Below are 19,588 nucleotides of genomic sequence, written 5' to 3'. Positions count from 1 at the left end.
TTATTATTCACGTCCTGGCAATTTCTTCCAAGTAACTTCGTTCCGTAAATAAATCGGTTCAATTTCTAAAGCTGATATTGTGCGTTTTTGCAAGTATTCTACTCGTGCGAGCTCCAGCATATATAATGCATTAGGCAACGCTATATCTGAGCTCGTTAGATTTTTTTCAGTAAATTGAGAATACGCTGCCCAACCTGTTCCAACTCTAAATGCATTATGATCTCGAAGCTGATTAATCGCTTGTTCTGGGGAACAAACTTGTTCAGTTATCATTTCTCGCCATTGAAAAAATTCCCCGACATCAGACCGCACTTTTTCTCTCACTAATTGAGAAAAATAAACTTCGTTCATTCTCGCATCAATCGCTGCAACGACATTTTCTACTTGATGTAATTCAAATGCTGCCTGTGCCATTGCGGTTAAATTTGAAATAGGAATGACAGGCAAATCCGCACCAAACGCTAAACCTTGTGCAATCCCAGCACCAACACGAACACCAGTAAAACTCCCCGGACCTCGCCCAAAGGCAAGTGCATCAACTTGATTTAAACCTACCCCTGAATTTGCCAAAATTTCATCGATCATAGGTAAAATTCGTTTGGTGTGAGTGCGTTGAGCAAGTTCATTAATATGTGTTTTCTCACCACGATACAATAAAGCGACAGAACAAGCCTCAGTTGAAGTATCTAGCGCCAATAAAGTTAAATTTTGCATTATTATTCTCGTTTATTTATTTTGTAAGAATTGTATCACTTTGTTGAGATCACGGGTACGACTTGAGTTAGGTAAACTTTTCAAAAAAGTTTCGCCATAATTGCGCATCACTAATCGATTATCACAAATAATCACAACGCCACGATCTGTAACATCGCGAATTAAACGCCCAACGCCTTGCTTCAAGGTAATTACCGCTTCGGGCAGCTGAATGTCGTTAAATGGATCGCCACCTTGCAAACGACAATCCTCAATACGGGCTTTCAACAAAGGTTCATCTGGCGCGGTAAAGGGAAGTTTATCAATAATCACTAAAGAAAGTGCATCACCGCGCACATCTACCCCCTCCCAAAAGCTAGAAGTTGCTACCAAAACACTATGCGTTTCTTTTATAAATTGCTCGAGTAATTTTCCTTTTGAGGTTTCACCTTGTAATAGAATAGAAAGATTACTTTTTTCACGAAAGTATTCTGATAAACCACGCATCATTGAATAAGAAGTGCAAAGAACAAAGCAACGCCCTTTGTTTGCTTCAATCACGGGTAATAACATTTCGCCTAGTGAATTTAATGTATTCACTTGATTGGTATTCGGCAAATATCGAGGCACACAAAGCAAAGATTGTTCAGGATAATTAAAGGGACTATATAAAATTTTTTGTGTCGCATTTTCAATACCTAAACGTTGGCAGAAATGATTAAAAGTCCCCCCCACCTCTAATGTCGCGGATGTAAATATCCAAGCGGCTTCTTTAGCTTCAAGCTGAGCACCAAATTTATCGGCCACCGTCAATGGCGTCATATGTAAACCAAACTGGCGACCATTTCCTTCATACCAATAACAATAACCTACAATATTTGTTTCAGATAAACGCTTGAGCTGAATTTTAATGGATTCAACACGTTCAAAAATACTATCCAAAGTTTGGGAGCGACCAAGAGCTAATTTAATTACCTCAGCTAAAAAATCTATTTTCTCCTGTAATAATTCAAAGGATTTTTTCACCGCACTTTGCGTGTAAAGCTCACGCCAATTTCCTCGAACATTACTCCCATTACCCAGTAATAAACGAAAATCTTGTACAACCTTCAGTAAGGTATCAGATGTTGTGCCAAGCTGCTGCATATCTTTAAGTTCTGTGCGATAGACAATATTAATATCCTTACACAAATCAAAAAGCTGGCGTGATGTTAAAGATTGACCAAAATATTGACTCGCAATATCTGGTAACTGATGAGCTTCGTCAAAAATAATCACTTCTGCATTCGGAATGAGTTCTCCAAAACCACTTTCTTTCACGGCCATATCTGCAAAAAATAAGTGATGATTAACTACAACTAAATCAGCATTTAATGCTTTTTTACGCGCACTTGCTACATAACATTCTGAATAATTAGGGCAATCGGTACCTAAACAACTTTCCGCTGTACTAGTAAGTTGAGGAATAATTGGGCTATCTTCTGCAAGCTCAATACATTCTGTAAAATCACCTGTCTTAGTACTGTTATTCCATTTACGTACTTTGCTTAATTCAGCTAAAACAGACTTATCTCCAAGCACACCCTGAGCAATCACTTGATCTAAACGCTCTAAACAAAGATAGTTTGCCCGACCTTTTAGCAACGCAATTTTTCCTGTGAAATTAAGGGCTTTTTTAATAGCAGGAAGATCTCGATTAAAAAGCTGATCTTGAAGATTTTTAGATCCTGTAGAAATAATTGTTTTTTTACCAAATACTAGAGCTGGAGCCAGATATGCGAAGGTCTTTCCTGTACCCGTTCCAGCTTCAATAACAAGGGAAGATTTATTTTGGATTGACTCGCCAACAGCACGTGCCATTTCAATCTGCTCAGTTCGAGGTCTAAAACCTTTGATACTTTGACTTAATTCGCCATTAACAGAGAAAATATTAGAAATGCGATCTTGATAATTCATTAAATTAGGAAAACATAAATTTTTATTAGTTTAACAAACTTATAAAAAATCGTATATGAAGATAGTTGTTTTATTAAAACTAAAATCAGACTCTTGTTTCTTTAATATTATAAATAGATTATGAAAAACAAAAACCCCATATCTTTCGACACGGGGTTCTTATCTTTTATTCTACTCTGCTTTATTCTATTTATGTATTTGGTAACCTGGCGGTGCCCTACTCTCACATGGGGAAGCCCCACACTACCATCGGCATTACAGCGTTTCACTTCTGAGTTCGGTATGGTGTCAGGTGGTTCCACCGCACTATCGCCGCCAGGATAATTCTTTGATAACGTTTATTTTAAATTCTATCTATGTTCTTCATTGGCCACAAGCTGAACGTTTAGTTAATTTCTTTTTCTTTCACTCTGTTTTCCAAAAACACTTGAGCGTTGTATAGTTAAGCCTCTCGGGCAATTAGTATGCGTTAGCTCAATGTATCACTACACTTACACACCGCACCTATCTACGTCTTAGTCTTAAACAACCCTTACAGATTTATAATCTGGGAGAACTCATCTCTTGGCAAGTTTCGTGCTTAGATGCTTTCAGCACTTATCTCTTCCGCACTTAGCTACCCGGCAATGCGTCTGGCGACACAACCGGAACACCAGTGGTGCGTCCACTCCGGTCCTCTCGTACTAGGAGCAGCCCCAACCAATTCTCCAACGCCCACGGCAGATAGGGACCGAACTGTCTCACGACGTTCTAAACCCAGCTCGCGTACCACTTTAAATGGCGAACAGCCATACCCTTGGGACCTACTTCAGCCCCAGGATGTGATGAGCCGACATCGAGGTGCCAAACACCGCCGTCGATATGAACTCTTGGGCGGTATCAGCCTGTTATCCCCGGAGTACCTTTTATCCGTTGAGCGATGGCCCTTCCATTCAGAACCACCGGATCACTATGACCTACTTTCGTACCTGCTCGACTTGTCTGTCTCGCAGTTAAGCTTGCTTATACCATTGCACTAACCTCACGATGTCCGACCGTGATTAGCAAACCTTCGTGCTCCTCCGTTACTCTTTGGGAGGAGACCGCCCCAGTCAAACTACCCACCAGACACTGTCCGAGACCGCGTTCCGCAATCTTCGTTAGAACATCAAACGTTAAAGGGTGGTATTTCAAGGACGACTCCATAATCACTGGCGTGACTACTTCTAAGTCTCCCACCTATCCTACACATCAAAATTCAATGTTCAGTGTCAAGCTATAGTAAAGGTTCACGGGGTCTTTCCGTCTAGCCGCGGGTACACCGCATCTTCACGGCGATTTCAATTTCACTGAGTCTCGGGTGGAGACAGCCTGGCCATCATTATGCCATTCGTGCAGGTCGGAACTTACCCGACAAGGAATTTCGCTACCTTAGGACCGTTATAGTTACGGCCGCCGTTTACTGGGGCTTCGATCAGGAGCTTCTCTTTCGATTACACCATCAATTAACCTTCCAGCACCGGGCAGGCATCACACCCTATACGTCCACTTTCGTGTTTGCAGAGTGCTGTGTTTTTAATAAACAGTTGCAGCCAGCTGGTATCTTCGACCGGTTCAACCTTCGCCCGCGAGGGACTACAATCTACGCCGGCGCACCTTCTCCCGAAGTTACGGTGCTATTTTGCCTAGTTCCTTCACCCGAGTTCTCTCAAGCGCCTGAGTATTCTCTACCTGACCACCTGTGTCGGTTTTCAGTACGGTTTAGATAAACCTGAAGCTTAGTGGCTTTTCCTGGAAGTGTGGTATCGGTTACTTCAGCTCCGTAGAGCCTCGTCATCATCTCTCAGTGTTTAATAGAAGTCCGGATTTGCCTAAACTTCCCACCTACCAACTTAAACGCACATATCCAACAGTGCGATAACCTAACCTGCTCCGTCCCCACATCGCAGTTTATCCAAGTACAGGAATATTAACCTGTTTCCCATCGACTACGCTTTTCAGCCTCGCCTTAGGGGCCGACTCACCCTGCCCCGATTAACGTTGGACAGGAACCCTTGGTCTTCCGGCGAACGGGTTTTTCACCCGTTTTATCGTTACTTATGTCAGCATTCGCACTTCTGATACGTCCAGCAGCCCTCTCGAGCCACCTTCATCCGCTTACAGAACGCTCCCCTACCCAACAGACTTACGTCTGATGCCGCAGCTTCGGTGCTATATTTGAGCCCCGTTACATCTTCCGCGCAGGCCGACTCGACTAGTGAGCTATTACGCTTTCTTTAAATGATGGCTGCTTCTAAGCCAACATCCTAGCTGTCTAAGCCTTCCCACTTCGTTTCCCACTTAATATAGACTTTGGGACCTTAGCTGGCGGTCTGGGTTGTTTCCCTCTCCACGACGGACGTTAGCACCCGCCGTGTGTCTCCTGAGTATCACTCTTTGGTATTCGTAGTTTGCATCGGGTTGGTAATCCGGGATGGACCCCTAGCCGAAACAGTGCTCTACCCCCAAAGGTGTCCGCTCAAGGCTCTACCTAAATAGATTTCGGGGAGAACCAGCTATCTCCCGGTTTGATTGGCCTTTCACCCCCAGCCACAAGTCATCCGCTAATTTTTCAACATTAGTCGGTTCGGTCCTCCAGTTAGTGTTACCCAACCTTCAACCTGCCCATGGCTAGATCACCGGGTTTCGGGTCTATACCTTGCAACTATTCGCCCAGTTAAGACTCGGTTTCCCTTCGGCTCCCCTATTCGGTTAACCTCGCTACAAAATATAAGTCGCTGACCCATTATACAAAAGGTACGCAGTCACCCTTTCAGGCTCCCACTGCTTGTACGTACAAGGTTTCAGGTTCTATTTCACTCCCCTCACCGGGGTTCTTTTCGCCTTTCCTTCACAGTACTGGTTCACTATCGGTCAATCAGGAGTATTTAGCCTTGGAGGATGGTCCCCCCATCTTCAAACAGGATATCACGTGTCCCGCCCTACTTATCGTTAACTTAGTACCACAGCCTGGATGTCGAGTACGGGGCTATCACCCTGTGTCGCTAAGCTTCCCAGCTTATTCCTCTATCTCTGCTGCTATCATTAACAGGCTCTTTCGCTTTCGCTCGCCGCTACTGACGAAATCTCGGTTGATTTCTTTTCCTCGGGGTACTTAGATGTTTCAGTTCTCCCGGTTTGCCTCACCTACCTATGTATTCAGTAAGTGATAGTAGATTCTTCATCTACTGGGTTTCCCCATTCGGATATCTTGGATTAAACGCCTCTTATCGACTCATCCAAGCTTTTCGCAGATTAGCACGTCCTTCTTCGCCTCTGATTGCCAAGGCATCCACCTTGTACGCTTAGTCACTTAACTATACAACCTCAAATGTTTTCAATCACTTTAAGTTTTCACTTGAAAGTGCGGTCAATTTGATGCGTATCTTCATTCAACTAAACACTTGATTGCTTTTGTTCAATCAAGATTTTATGCAAAACAGGTTTTATTTTTAGATTTCCCTTTTCAGTTCCCTCTTTCACTTTCCTGCCTTGCCTACTCAGACTTTCTCTCGAAAATCTCTTGTTTTCAGCTTGTTTCCAATTTTTTAAAGAACAGTTGATAAAACTTTTCAGTTATCATCGTTAAATAAACTAAATAAATAAATTTACTTAACGATGATAAGTGGTGGAGATAAGCGGGATCGAACCGCTGACCTCCTGCGTGCAAGGCAGGCGCTCTCCCAGCTGAGCTATATCCCCATGTCATCGTTTATTTATCACCTTATTCACCTTCATCACTCACTCAGTTTGAGTGGTGGGTCTGAGTGGACTTGAACCACCGACCTCACCCTTATCAGGGGTGCGCTCTAACCACCTGAGCTACAGACCCAAGGGAATAACGGCTTTCTGCTCGATATTGTCTACAATATATCAATCAATCTGTGTGGACACTTATTGTCTCTCGTTTTCAGTAAGGAGGTGATCCAACCGCAGGTTCCCCTACGGTTACCTTGTTACGACTTCACCCCAGTCATGAATCATACCGTGGTAAACGCCCTCCAAAAGGTTAAGCTATCTACTTCTGGTACAACCCACTCCCATGGTGTGACGGGCGGTGTGTACAAGGCCCGGGAACGTATTCACCGCGACATTCTGATTCGCGATTACTAGCGATTCCGACTTCATGGAGTCGAGTTGCAGACTCCAATCCGGACTTAGACGTACTTTCTGAGATTCGCTCCACCTCGCAGTTTCGCCACCCTCTGTATACGCCATTGTAGCACGTGTGTAGCCCTACTCGTAAGGGCCATGATGACTTGACGTCATCCCCACCTTCCTCCAGTTTATCACTGGCAGTCTCCTTTGAGTTCCCGACCAAATCGCTGGCAACAAAGGATAAGGGTTGCGCTCGTTGCGGGACTTAACCCAACATTTCACAACACGAGCTGACGACAGCCATGCAGCACCTGTCTCATGGTTCCCGAAGGCACTCCCGTATCTCTACAGGATTCCATGGATGTCAAGAGTAGGTAAGGTTCTTCGCGTTGCATCGAATTAAACCACATGCTCCACCGCTTGTGCGGGCCCCCGTCAATTCATTTGAGTTTTAACCTTGCGGCCGTACTCCCCAGGCGGTCGATTTATCACGTTAGCTACGGGCACCAAGCTTTAAGCCCAATCCCCAAATCGACAGCGTTTACAGCGTGGACTACCAGGGTATCTAATCCTGTTTGCTCCCCACGCTTTCGCACATGAGCGTCAGTACATTCCCAAGGGGCTGCCTTCGCCTTCGGTATTCCTCCACATCTCTACGCATTTCACCGCTACACGTGGAATTCTACCCCTCCCTAAAGTACTCTAGTTACCCAGTCTGAAATGCAATTCCCAGGTTAAGCCCGGGGCTTTCACACCTCACTTAAATAACCGCCTGCGTGCCCTTTACGCCCAGTTATTCCGATTAACGCTCGCACCCTCCGTATTACCGCGGCTGCTGGCACGGAGTTAGCCGGTGCTTCTTCTGTATTTAACGTCAATGATGTCTACTATTAGCACACATCCCTTCCTCAATACCGAAAGAACTTTACAACCCGAAGGCCTTCTTCATTCACGCGGCATGGCTGCGTCAGGGTTCCCCCCATTGCGCAATATTCCCCACTGCTGCCTCCCGTAGGAGTCTGGACCGTGTCTCAGTTCCAGTGTGGCTGGTCATCCTCTCAGACCAGCTAGAGATCGTCGGCTTGGTAGGCCTTTACCCCACCAACTACCTAATCCCACTTGGGCTCATCTTATGGCATGTGGCCCGAAGGTCCCACACTTTAATCTTTCGATATTACGCGGTATTAGCTACAGTTTCCCGTAGTTATCCCCCTCCATAAGCCAGATTCCCAAGCATTACTCACCCGTCCGCCACTCGTCAGCAAGAAAGCAAGCTTTCTCCTGCTACCGTTCGACTTGCATGTGTTAAGCCTGCCGCCAGCGTTCAATCTGAGCCATGATCAAACTCTTCAATTCAAGTTCAATCGCTCAATACTGCTGACATAAAATGTCACTACTTAAAAAGTATAATGAATTTCTAGTTAGCACCTATTAAGACTTCAAAATTAAAAAATATTTTTAAAACAAGTCAATCAACAAGTGCCCACACAGATTGTCTGATATATTGTTAAAGAGCAAAAAACAACGACGCACGTGCAAACTTAAATATTTCACAACAGTGCGTCGTTGTGTGCGGTGCATTATAGGGATTTTCAAAACCCTTGCAAGTACTTTTTTGTAAAAATATTTAAAAAAATGATCTTTTGATGGAAATATAAACATTTCATCAAAAAGTGCGGTTAGAATGCTCAAATTTTTATCGCTATAATTTCTTACGTAATGAAACTTCACCACCATTAAACATCTGAATTTTATTGCCACATAATACTTTTAAATAACCGTGTTCATCTATGCCTTGTTCAATACCTGAAATAACGCCTTGTTCAGTCAGCACATTTACTTCACTATTTGAAAATGCATTATATAATTGCCATGCTTGTTGAAATTCCGTATTAATACCATTTTTCTCAAAGATATTTAAACGTGTATATAAATGTTGTGTGAGTTTGGGTAATAAGGTTTGTCGGTCTACATCAGGATCTATTTCACATACTTCCGCATAAGGCTGACTAATTTCTGTTTGTTTTGGCAACAACACATTAATACCTACGCCAATCACTAAATTGAGCATACCATTTTTATGGTTAGCGATTTCAACCAAAATTCCACCTAACTTTCGCCCATCAAACAAAATATCATTAGGCCATTTCACTTGCACGTTTAACACTTCAGCAATCGCCAAACCAATGACCAAACTCAGGCCTTCGATAGGTTTTCTCGGATCAAACGTCCAATAAAAACTAAAAATGATTTGCCCGGCAAAAGGCGATAACCATTGGCGACCACGTCGACCGCGTCCTGCAGTTTGATATTCAGCCACACAAAGATCGCCTTTTTTTAAGGAAGGAATATTTTGTAGTATCCATTCATTTGTAGAGGAAATAATCGGCTGATAATGGATACTATAAGGAAAAAGTACGGTTGAAATTTGCTGAGGATTTAATAAAGGAAGGCTAGGCACTAAGCAATAATTTTGGCCATCAACGACAATTTCCAAACCTAGCTCGCATAATTGTTTAATATCCTCTTCAATATCCAGAGAAAACTTTTCCAATTCTAACCGCACTTTCGACTGACAGTCAGCTAAATATCTCAATAAAGCGAAATTCATTATTTATTCCTTGTACCAAACGGAGCGAAAATCATAGCACAAATCCAAAAATTTCGTTTTCAAAATCAAGTAAAATCTGTATAATCCCACCGCAATATTTTTTAACTTCAACTTAGCGAGAATATTGCAATGTCATTACGCATTAAACAAGAAGCCCTTACTTTTGACGATGTTCTACTCGTCCCGGCACATTCAACTGTGCTTCCAAATACAGCCAATCTTTCAACCAAACTCACTAAAGAAATTAGTTTGAATATTCCTATGCTTTCAGCTGCAATGGATACCGTAACCGAAACCAAACTTGCGATCTCTTTAGCACAAGAAGGTGGCATCGGCTTTATTCATAAAAATATGACGATCGAACGCCAAGCGGATCGTGTTCGTAAAGTGAAAAAATTCGAAAGTGGTATCGTTTCTGAGCCTGTGACTGTTTCGCCAGATTTAACTCTTGCAGCACTTGCTGAAATGGTGAAGAAAAACGGCTTCGCTGGCTATCCTGTTGTAGACGGTGAAAATAACTTAATCGGTATCATCACTGGCCGTGACACACGTTTCGTAAAAGATTTAAGCAAAACTGTTTCACAAGTAATGACGAAAAAAGAAAACTTGGTGACAGTAAAAGAAGGGGCTAGTCGCGAAGAAATTTTGGAATTAATGCATCAACACCGTGTTGAAAAAGTGTTAGTGGTTAATGATAGTTTCAAACTTAAAGGTATGATTACCGTTAAAGACTTCCAAAAAGCAGAACAAAAACCAAATGCATGTAAAGATGAATTCGGTCGTTTACGCGTGGGTGCCGCTGTAGGTGCAGGTCCTGGTAACGAAGAACGTATCGATGCTTTAGTGAAAGCAGGTGTAGATGTATTGTTAATCGACTCTTCACATGGTCACTCTGAAGGCGTGTTACAACGCGTTCGTGAAACTCGTGCAAAATATCCAAGCTTACCGATCGTTGCGGGTAACGTAGCAACCGCTGAAGGTGCAATCGCATTAGCAGATGCAGGTGCAAGTGCTGTGAAAGTAGGTATTGGCCCTGGTTCTATTTGTACTACTCGTATCGTGACCGGTGTAGGTGTACCACAAATCACCGCTATCGCAGATGCTGCTGCGGCATTAAAAGATCGTGGTATTCCTGTAATTGCTGACGGTGGTATCCGTTTCTCTGGCGACATTGCGAAAGCTATCGCCGCAGGTGCAAGCTGTGTAATGGTTGGCTCTATGTTTGCCGGTACTGAAGAAGCACCAGGTGAAATCGAACTTTATCAAGGTCGTGCATTTAAATCTTACCGTGGTATGGGCTCATTAGGTGCCATGGCGAAAGGCTCATCAGACCGTTATTTCCAATCTGATAACGCAGCCGATAAACTTGTACCAGAAGGTATCGAAGGCCGTATTCCATACAAAGGTTACTTAAAAGAAATCATCCACCAACAAATGGGTGGCTTACGTTCTTGCATGGGCTTAACTGGCTGCGCAACCATCGAAGAATTACGCACGAAAGCGGAATTTGTTCGCATCAGTGGTGCGGGTATTAAAGAATCTCACGTTCATGATGTGACGATTACGAAAGAAGCGCCTAACTACCGTATGGGCTAATCCGCAAGGTGGGCTTTAGTCCACCTTTTGTTGTTTTAAAGTGCTGCTAATTTTAAAAATATTTCTTACTTATTTTTCAATACAAGGAAATTCTATGTCATTTGATGCAAAAGTATATAAAGTTCTAATCGCTAGTCCTGGTGACGTTCCAGATGAAAGAACCGCAATATCAGAAGTTATTTCCAATTGGAATAACATCAATTCAGAACAACAAAAAGTGGTATTAATGCCTGTTGGTTGGGAAACTCACTCTGCTCCACTATTAGGTAAACGCCCTCAAGGAATTATCAATGACCAAATAGTAACTGGTTGTGATATGCTTATCGGAGTATTTTGGACAAGACTTGGCTCACCAACAGGTGTGAGCGATAGTGGTACAGTAGAAGAAATTGAGCACTTCATTCAAGCTGGCAAACCAGTAATGCTGTATTTTTCAGGAAGAAAAGTAGAATTAGCAACTTTAGATCTATCCCAATTACAAAATTTGCGTGAATTCCAAGCAAAAATGCAAAAAATAGGTTTAATAGGCTCTTATGTAGATATTAATGATTTTAAAGAGCAACTCAGAAACCAAATTAGTATAAATGTTAAGAACCTTTTAACAAATACTACTATAACTCCGCCTACGGTAAAAGAAAGAACCGAACAAGTAAAATCCATCGAAAAAATTTTAAAGCAAGGCAAAATCTATATCGAAGACTATAAGAAAGATGACGAAATTAAGTCCTTTTTAGTCAAGGGAGATACTAGTCCAATTAAAGAGGATATTAAAAAACTAGGAGGAAAGTGGAATAACTCTCTTAAAGGGTGGATATTCCCTAAATTTAAAGAAATTGAAATCGCTGAATTTATAAAAAATTATTTGAATAATAAAGCATAAATACTACTGGTACACAAAATGACAAACATCCACAACCATAAAATCCTGATCCTCGACTTCGGTTCACAATATACACAACTGATTGCACGTCGTGTGCGTGAAATCGGTGTGTACTGCGAACTTTGGGCCTGGGATGTGACTGAAGAACAAATCCGTGAATTTAATCCAGGCGGTATCATTCTTTCTGGTGGCCCTGAAAGTACCACTGAAGAAAACAGCCCGCGTGCACCTGAATATGTATTTAATGCCGGAGTGCCTGTATTGGGTATTTGCTACGGCATGCAAACCATGGCAATGCAACTTGGTGGTTTAACTGAGACCTCTGATCATCGTGAATTCGGCTATGCTTCTGTTTTAATGGATAATCCAACCGCACTTTTCGCTCATTTAAATGATGGCGATAGCAAATTAGATGTATGGATGAGCCATGGCGATAAAGTAACGCGTTTACCTGAAAACTTCCAAGTTACCGGTACGACTCCAACCTGCCCAATTGCGGCAATGTCTGACGAAAATCGTCGTTTCTACGGCGTACAATTCCACCCTGAAGTAACCCATACCAAAAAAGGTTTGGAATTATTGATGAATTTCGTGGTGAACATTTGTGGTTGCGAAACCAAATGGACAGCAGAAAACATTATCGAAGATGCCGTTGCTCGTATTAAAAAGCAAGTGGGCGATGATGAAGTGATTTTAGGTTTATCTGGTGGTGTGGACTCTTCTGTGGTTGCATTACTTTTACACCGTGCTATCGGCAAAAACTTACACTGCGTATTCGTGGATAACGGTTTACTCCGCTTACACGAAGGCGATCAAGTCATGGAAATGTTCGGTGACAAATTCGGTTTAAATATTACCCGTGTTGATGCTGAAAGCCGTTTCTTAGGCGAACTTGCTGGCGTATCCGATCCTGAGGCGAAACGCAAAATTATCGGTAAAGTGTTCGTGGATGTATTCGATGATGAATCGAAAAAACTCACTAACGTGAAATGGTTGGCACAAGGTACGATCTACCCTGACGTGATCGAATCTGCAGCAAGCAAAACTGGTAAAGCGCATGTGATAAAATCACACCACAACGTAGGTGGCTTACCAGACTATATGAAACTTGGTTTAGTTGAACCTTTACGTGAATTATTTAAAGATGAAGTACGTAAAATCGGTTTAGCATTAGGCTTACCGGCTGAAATGATCAACCGTCACCCATTCCCTGGCCCAGGTTTAGGCGTGCGTGTATTAGGCGAAGTGAAAAAAGAATACTGTGATTTATTACGCCGTGCAGATGCAATCTTTATCGAAGAATTGCGCAATAGCGGTTGGTATGAAAAAACCAGCCAAGCCTTCAGCGTATTCTTGCCAGTGAAATCTGTAGGTGTGATGGGCGATGGCCGTAAATACGATTGGGTTATCTCACTACGTGCAGTAGAAACCATCGATTTTATGACCGCACATTGGGCGCACCTGCCTTATGATTTATTAGGCAAAGTGTCTAACCGCATCATCAACGAAGTGAACGGCATTTCCCGCGTGGTGTATGACATTAGCGGAAAACCACCAGCCACTATCGAGTGGGAGTAAAAAAGCACTTTTTCAGATACGTTCTAATTATTTCAGTAACTTTAATAAGTGCGGTTAATTTTCACCGCACTTTATTTTTGTTTAAAAGCCCTTCTATGCCAATCACAATGAGACTTAACCAAATAGGCACATAGGTAAAATAGTCGCTTGTGGTTATTTGATTATCCAGCACAAAGACAGCTATTAAAAAAAGCAATATGGGTTCGATATAACTCAACACCGCAAAAATACTGACTGGAATTTGTTGGCTTGATTTTAAGTTGGCTGAAAGCGAAATCGCACTCACCATGCCAAGTGCTGGTAGCAATAACCAATAACGATATTCTTGCGTAACTAAAGAAAGCGTCGTACTTTGATAAAGAATATAAATAACGCAAGGAATCGAAATTAAAATAATATCCAATGTAATCCCTTGTAGGGCAGGGATTTTCATCAATTTACGGCTTAGATAATAAAATGGATAAACCGTACAAACCCACAAGCTTGTCCATGAAAAACTTTGAGTGTGCCATAATTCATGTGCAACACCGCAGGCAGCCAGTAAAAGTGCGATTTTCTGAATAAGTGATAAGCGTTCTTTTAACCAAACCCATCCTAAAACAGCCATAATCAGCGGAAAAAGGAAATATCCCATCGCAATATTTACCCCTTCGCCATTGAGCGGAGCCCACATAAAGAGCCAGAATTGACTTCCCGCATCTAATGTCCCCAGTAAAAATAAAACCCAACGCATCCAACTTTTTCCTAAAGTTGTCGTAATAAGAGACAAAAGAGAGCGGCAACCAATAGTCGGGAATAAAATTAAAAGTAACCCAAAGATCATGGTTAACATACGCCACGCAAAAACATCCGTTCCGCTAAGTGGTTGGAGCCATATGCTAAATAAATACAATATGCCAAATAAACATTGTGAAAAAATGCACAATAATACGCCTTGAGTGACTACTTTCATCTTGGACCTCATCTCATCAATATGATTATTATAAAATCCCAAGACAATAAAAAATCTCAACTTTATTTTTATTGTGATAATATTTTTCCCAATTATTACATTTTTGAGAAATTATCTTATGCAAACACTGGATAAATTAGATCGTCATATTTTGAATGTATTACAACAAGATGCCATGATTCCGTTAAAAGAATTGTCAGAAAAAGTGAATAGTTCTGTTGCAACCTGTCAACGACGTGTACAAGCATTAACTGATTCGGGAGTTATTACAAAACGAGTTGCGGTAGTTTCCCCAAAAGCCGTTGGGCGTACGATTAGCGTGTTTGTTTATGGTTGAAATGGACAATCAACACTCTTATTATCAAGAGCAATTTGAACGAAAAATGCGCCAAGAAGACGAAGTGGTGAGCTGTTACGAAATCTCAGGTGACTATGATTTTATGTTGCTACTCCATGCAAAAGATATGGAAAGCTATCACGCATTCACACGTCGAGTATTGACTGGCGAATTTCATGTAAGAACTTATAAAAGTTTATTTGTAATGAATTTTACCAAAGCAGATAGTGGAATTATCTTATAGAACAAGTGCGGTAAATTTTGCTCTTCTCCCACAAAGTGGAGCTAAATAATTACCGATAAATTCAACTGAAATTAAAAGGACTGGGTTCGATACAATATCGTCATCAGTCCTCAAGTAAATAATTTAGTTTTTGAGGTCAAAGCAAATTTACCGCACTTTTCTTATGAACCTAAGCGCTGACGTACAATTTCAAATAAACATACCCCTGTTGCGACAGATACATTTAATGATGAAACTGAACCAGCCATTGGAATACTAATCAGTTGATCGCAATGTTCACGCGTTAAACGACGCATCCCTTCGCCTTCAGCTCCCATAACAAGTGCTAGTGGCCCTGTCAGTTTGCTTTGATAAATGGTTTCAGTTGCTTCGCCAGCAGTGCCAACCACCCAAATATTATGATTTTGCTGTAAATCGCGTAGCGTGCGAGAAAGATTGGTTACACGAATTAACGGCACAGTTTCTGCTGCACCACAAGCAACTTTACGCGCGATAGATGTTAATTGTGCTGATTTATCTTTTGGTACGATCACGGCCACTGCGCCAGCCGTATCAGCTGTTCGTAAACATGCTCCCAAGTTGTGTGGATCCGTCACGCCATCCAAAACTAATAAAAGCGGATTTTGTTTATTTGCAAGAATTTCATCAAGATCATTTTCATTAAGTTCTTTTGCCGCTTGTACTCGAGCAATGACACCTTGATGAACTTCGCCATCGGCTTTTTTATCGAGTGTTTGCCGATTAACGAATTGCACACCAATTCCGAGGGAATAAAGCTCATTTAAGAGTGGCTGTAGGCGTTTATCTTCACGTCCTTTAAGTACGAAAACTTCAATTAAACGTTCTGGTGAATGGGTTAAAATACTATTAACAGCATGAATGCCGTAGATTTGTTCTGACATAAATTTCTCTTTTTCTTATTTGAATTTTTAATTCATTCTTACAATGGGAAGTGAATTATTTTCGTTTTCTAGATGTTTTCTTCGAAATTTTTTTCTTTTTTACCGCACTTTTTCGTTTTTGGGAGGCTTTAGACGGTAGTTCTTTAAAGACTTTCTTGGATTTTTCTTTCGCGGTTTTTCCAGCACGACGAGGTTTACGTTCACTGCCCATCAGCGAGAAATCGACCATTTTATTTTCTAAATGTACTGCTTCAACTTTGATGCGAACTTTATCGCCTAAGCGATATTGCATTCCGCTATTTTCGCCGATTAAACGTTGTTTTGCTGCATCGAATTGGTAATAATCATTTTCTAAGGTGGAAATATGGACTAAACCATCGATGAATAAATCATCTAAGCGTACAAATAAACCAAACCCCGTCACAGATGAAATAACACCGCTAAATTCACCGCCAACATGATCTTGCATATATTCGCATTTCAGCCAATCAGCCACTTCACGAGTGGCGTCGTCAGCACGGCGTTCCGTCATTGAACAGTGATTGCCAAGTAAATCCATTTCATCAAAAGAGTAATGATAACCGCCAGTATCCGTTGTTTTACGTTTTGCGCCTTGTTCTTTAGCGAGTAAATACTTGATGCCTCGATGAAGTGTTAAGTCAGGATAACGGCGAATTGGTGAAGTAAAGTGTGCATACTCTTCCAAAGCTAAACCAAAGTGCCCAATATTATCAGCGTGATAGACAGCTTGGCTTAATGAACGTAGCAACATTGTTTGAATAAGTTCATGATCTGGTCGTTCTTTAACTTTTTCTAAGAGAGCAGCATAGTCTTTTGTGGTTGGTTTTAATCCACCTTCTAAAGTTAAACCAAACTCACTTAAGAAAGTGCGGAACGATGTTAATTTTTCTTCGCTCGGGGTGGCATGAATACGATATAACGCAGGCTCTTTATGTTTTTCCATAAAATTGGCTGCTGCGATATTCGCAAGAATCATACATTCCTCAATGATTTTGTGGGCATCGTTACGAACAACGGGTTCAATGCGCTCGATTCGCCCCATTGCATTGAAAATAAATTTAGTTTCAATGGTTTCAAAATCGATCGCACCACGTTGATGACGTGCACTAAGCAAAGCTTGATAGAGTTTATAAAGTTCTTCTAAATGAGGCACAAGCGTAGAATAACGAGTGCGTAATTCTTCATCGCCTTCAAGCATTTTTGCTACTTTGGTATAAGTGAGGCGGGCATGAGAATTCATCGCCGCTTCATAAAAGCGATAATCTGTGAGCTTACCTTTGGCAGAAATTTGCATCTCACACACCATACACAAACGATCCACTTGTGGGTTAAGAGAACATAAGCCGTTTGATAAAATTTCAGGTAGCATTGGTACAACTCGGTTCGGAAAATAGACCGAGTTACCACGATTATGCGCTTCTACATCCAAAGCGGAACGTAAACGTACGTAATAACTAACGTCCGCAATCGCTACCCAAAGTTTCCAGCCTTTACCATGTTTTTCACAATAAACAGCATCGTCAAAATCGCGAGCATCTTCACCATCAATGGTCACAAGCGGTAAATTTCGTAAATCCACACGGCCTTTTTTGGCTTCTTCAGGGACTTCTTCAGTGAATTTTTTTACGTATTTTTCCACCGCACTTGGAAACTTATGGGGAATATCGTGATTACGCAAGGCGATTTCCACTTCCATTCCTTTCGCCATATTGTCGCCTAGAATTTCAGTGATTACGCCAATTGGTTGGCTAAAACTGGCAGAGCGTTCTTGCAATTCGACAACGACAACTTGTCCCATTCGTGCGCCATTACGATGTTCATTTGGAACGAGAATATCTCGGCCGATTCTGTTGTCATCAGGCACCACATAGCTAAAACCGTTTTCTAAGAAAAAGCGACCCACAATTTGTTTTTTACGACTTTCTAATACGCGTACAATTCGTACTTCACGGCGACCACGACGATCTAATCCTGCAGGTTGCGCTAAGACAAAATCTCCATGCATGACTCTTTGCATTTGATGGTTTGGAATGAATAAATCATCTTTTTTGCCATCGACCTGTAAAAAACCAAAACCTTCGCGATGACCAATTACCGTGCCTTTAAATAAATCTAATTTTTCTGGTAAGGCATAGCGTTTACGTTTGGTGAACACTAATTGGCCGTCATTTTCCATCGCGCGTAATCGGCGACGCATCGCTTCTATTTGCTCTTCATTTTGAATGGAAAGTGCGGTCAAAATTTCATCCCGATTCATCGGCGCATTATTGTCTCGAATAACGCTTAAAATAAATTCACGGCTCGGGATTGGATTGCCGTATTTTTCCAATTCTCGTTTGTAATGAGGATCTTGGTTGATTAAGTTTTTACGTTTTTTTGTCATTATTTTTTACAGTTTTAAAAAGTGCGGAAAGTTTGACACTGTAAGGGGGATAATGCAAGGAAAAGAAAATCTGCACTCATGATGAGTGCAGATAAAAAGTGAATTAAGCCGATTTTTTGGTAAAGCCAATATAGGCGCAGAATATAAATCCAAGAACTAAAGCGTAAGGCGTGAATTCACCAATGCCAGAGCCTGAAGCTGCAAGGCTTAAACGATGTGCAGCGGCTGCACCTAAAAGCATACCAAGCACAAAAATAGCGGAGTCATTATCGCCTTCACCAAGATGAACTAAATGTTTGCCTGGGCAACCACCGCCAAGGGCGAAGCATAATCCGCAAAGTGCCATGCCGAGGAAATTCCAAAGATATTGATTATGTGCGCCAGGTTGTTGTTCAAACCCTAAATGGAATTGACCAAGTAAAGCATTGGTAATAGCAGCAAATACCACTAAAGCGATGACCCCATTCAATAATGAAGAATCACGGAATAGAATGAAATTGCGAAATGCGCCAATTGAGCAGAAACGTGATTTTTGCATTAATACGCCTATGATTAACCCGCCTGCTAAAGATAATGCCCAAAATGCATGTTGTGCGCCGGGGCCTTTTTGTGAGAAATAAAGGGGTAAGCCTTCGCCAAAACTAAATTGTGTGATAACGCCAATAAGTAATAAACCCGCGATAATCACAGAAATCCAGCCTGTAATAGGAGCTTGTTCTTTTGCTTTGCCGAGCGAAAATCCTCGATTGCTAAAGAAAATTCCGACTAGTACGCCGACAAATAAACCGACTATACCTGCAATCGCAGATAAATCTCCGCCTCCTAAACGCAAATATGCACGCCATGGACAACCTAAGAATGTTAGGGCACCAATCATGGCAAATGCCCCTAAAATTAAACGAATAAATGGTGATGAACCACCACGAGCTCGGAATTCTTTTGCAAATAACGCACTCACTAATGCACCGAATATTAATCCGATGAGTTCTGGGCGAATATATTGAAGTGGAGCGGCTTGATGTAAGCCAATGGAGCCAGCTGTATCGCGTAAGAAACAGGCCGCGCAAAATCCCATATTGCCAGGATTTCCGCTATAAGTAAGTAGTGGAGCGATGATACCAAGTGCAGCACCTGCAACCACAGGCCATTTTGATCCTTTCATAATGAAACCCTTGTGATATCTAAAGTTAAACTAAATTGTGTACTCTCGAATACTCGAAAAGCATGTTCATTTTAATCTAAGAAGTTAAATGGTAAAGAATGTTTTGATGAAAAGATGAGATAAATCAAAAATTTGGTAGGAAGAAAGTGCGGTAAAA

At 41.7% G+C, this 19,588-nt stretch carries 10 protein-coding genes, 2 tRNA genes, 3 rRNA genes and 1 pseudogene; 4 read left to right on the top strand and 12 right to left on the bottom strand.

From position 1 onward, the window contains the following. Positions 1 to 3: 3 nt before the first annotated feature. The 8 genes from tsaB to birA form a co-directional block, all read right to left on the bottom strand. Positions 4 to 714, bottom strand: a complete 711-nt coding sequence (tsaB, locus tag AC6H22_RS00950) for a tRNA (adenosine(37)-N6)-threonylcarbamoyltransferase complex dimerization subunit type 1 TsaB (RefSeq protein WP_005627280.1) — start codon at positions 712 to 714, stop codon at positions 4 to 6. Between the two features lie 12 nt (positions 715 to 726). Further along, positions 727 to 2,649, bottom strand: coding sequence for a DNA repair helicase YoaA (gene yoaA, locus AC6H22_RS00945; protein WP_005627279.1), 1,923 nt, complete (start codon positions 2,647 to 2,649; stop codon positions 727 to 729). A 204-nt stretch (positions 2,650 to 2,853) separates the two neighbouring features. Next, a 5S ribosomal RNA gene (gene rrf, locus AC6H22_RS00940) occupies positions 2,854 to 2,969 on the bottom strand. Positions 2,970 to 3,087: 118 nt separating this feature from the next. Beyond that, positions 3,088 to 5,986: ribosomal RNA gene (locus tag AC6H22_RS00935) — 23S ribosomal RNA — on the bottom strand. 307 nt (positions 5,987 to 6,293) lie between these two features. Beyond that, positions 6,294 to 6,369 (bottom strand) — tRNA-Ala (locus tag AC6H22_RS00930). 53 nt (positions 6,370 to 6,422) lie between these two features. Continuing rightward, positions 6,423 to 6,499 (bottom strand) — tRNA-Ile (locus AC6H22_RS00925). 82 nt (positions 6,500 to 6,581) lie between these two features. Beyond that, positions 6,582 to 8,121, bottom strand: a 16S ribosomal RNA gene (locus tag AC6H22_RS00920). Together the 16S, 23S and 5S rRNA genes with 2 tRNA genes alongside form the textbook arrangement of a ribosomal RNA operon. A 346-nt stretch (positions 8,122 to 8,467) precedes the next feature. After that, a complete protein-coding gene (gene birA / locus AC6H22_RS00915; protein WP_497515203.1) occupies positions 8,468 to 9,376 on the bottom strand; it encodes a bifunctional biotin--[acetyl-CoA-carboxylase] ligase/biotin operon repressor BirA in 909 nt (302 codons plus the stop codon). A 129-nt stretch (positions 9,377 to 9,505) separates the two neighbouring features. Between birA and guaB the strand changes: the two genes are divergently transcribed. The 3 genes from guaB to guaA all read left to right on the top strand — a co-directional run bounded on the left by guaB (position 9,506) and on the right by guaA (position 13,430). Further along, positions 9,506 to 10,972: an IMP dehydrogenase gene (gene guaB, locus AC6H22_RS00910; protein WP_005629423.1), complete on the top strand. Its 1,467-nt coding sequence runs from the start codon at positions 9,506 to 9,508 to the stop codon at positions 10,970 to 10,972. A gap of 94 nt (positions 10,973 to 11,066) precedes the next feature. Continuing rightward, positions 11,067 to 11,852, top strand: coding sequence for a DUF4062 domain-containing protein (locus tag AC6H22_RS00905; RefSeq protein WP_032825805.1), 786 nt, complete (start codon positions 11,067 to 11,069; stop codon positions 11,850 to 11,852). Positions 11,853 to 11,870: 18 nt separating this feature from the next. After that, positions 11,871 to 13,430 carry a glutamine-hydrolyzing GMP synthase gene (gene guaA, locus AC6H22_RS00900; RefSeq protein ID WP_005629425.1) on the top strand — a complete coding sequence of 520 codons (1,560 nt, stop codon included), beginning with the start codon at positions 11,871 to 11,873 and terminating at the stop codon, positions 13,428 to 13,430. A 61-nt stretch (positions 13,431 to 13,491) separates the two neighbouring features. On the opposite strand, the gene rarD is transcribed toward guaA, so the two are convergent. Next, entirely contained in the window at positions 13,492 to 14,382 is an 891-nt protein-coding gene (rarD, locus tag AC6H22_RS00895; RefSeq protein WP_032825806.1) for an EamA family transporter RarD, read from the bottom strand. A gap of 118 nt (positions 14,383 to 14,500) precedes the next feature. Here rarD and AC6H22_RS00890 point away from each other — a divergent pair. After that, a pseudogene (locus tag AC6H22_RS00890) lies at positions 14,501 to 14,963 on the top strand (Lrp/AsnC family transcriptional regulator). Between the two features lie 161 nt (positions 14,964 to 15,124). Here AC6H22_RS00890 and rlmB read toward each other — a convergent pair. From rlmB to yedE, 3 genes are all read right to left on the bottom strand, one after another. Further along, positions 15,125 to 15,865, bottom strand: coding sequence for a 23S rRNA (guanosine(2251)-2'-O)-methyltransferase RlmB (gene rlmB / locus AC6H22_RS00885; protein ID WP_118817249.1), 741 nt, complete (start codon positions 15,863 to 15,865; stop codon positions 15,125 to 15,127). 55 nt (positions 15,866 to 15,920) lie between these two features. Further along, positions 15,921 to 18,269: a ribonuclease R gene (gene rnr, locus AC6H22_RS00880; RefSeq protein ID WP_118817250.1), complete on the bottom strand. Its 2,349-nt coding sequence runs from the start codon at positions 18,267 to 18,269 to the stop codon at positions 15,921 to 15,923. Between the two features lie 103 nt (positions 18,270 to 18,372). Continuing rightward, on the bottom strand, positions 18,373 to 19,431 hold the full coding sequence (yedE, locus tag AC6H22_RS00875; RefSeq protein ID WP_118817251.1) for a YedE family putative selenium transporter: 1,059 nt from the start codon (positions 19,429 to 19,431) through the stop codon (positions 18,373 to 18,375). Between the last annotated feature and the right edge of the window lie 157 nt (positions 19,432 to 19,588).

This window comes from Haemophilus sp. THUN1690 (assembly GCF_059704375.1).
The sequence above is the reverse complement of the archived record's forward strand: the minus strand, read 5'-3'. Positions and strand labels throughout refer to the sequence as shown.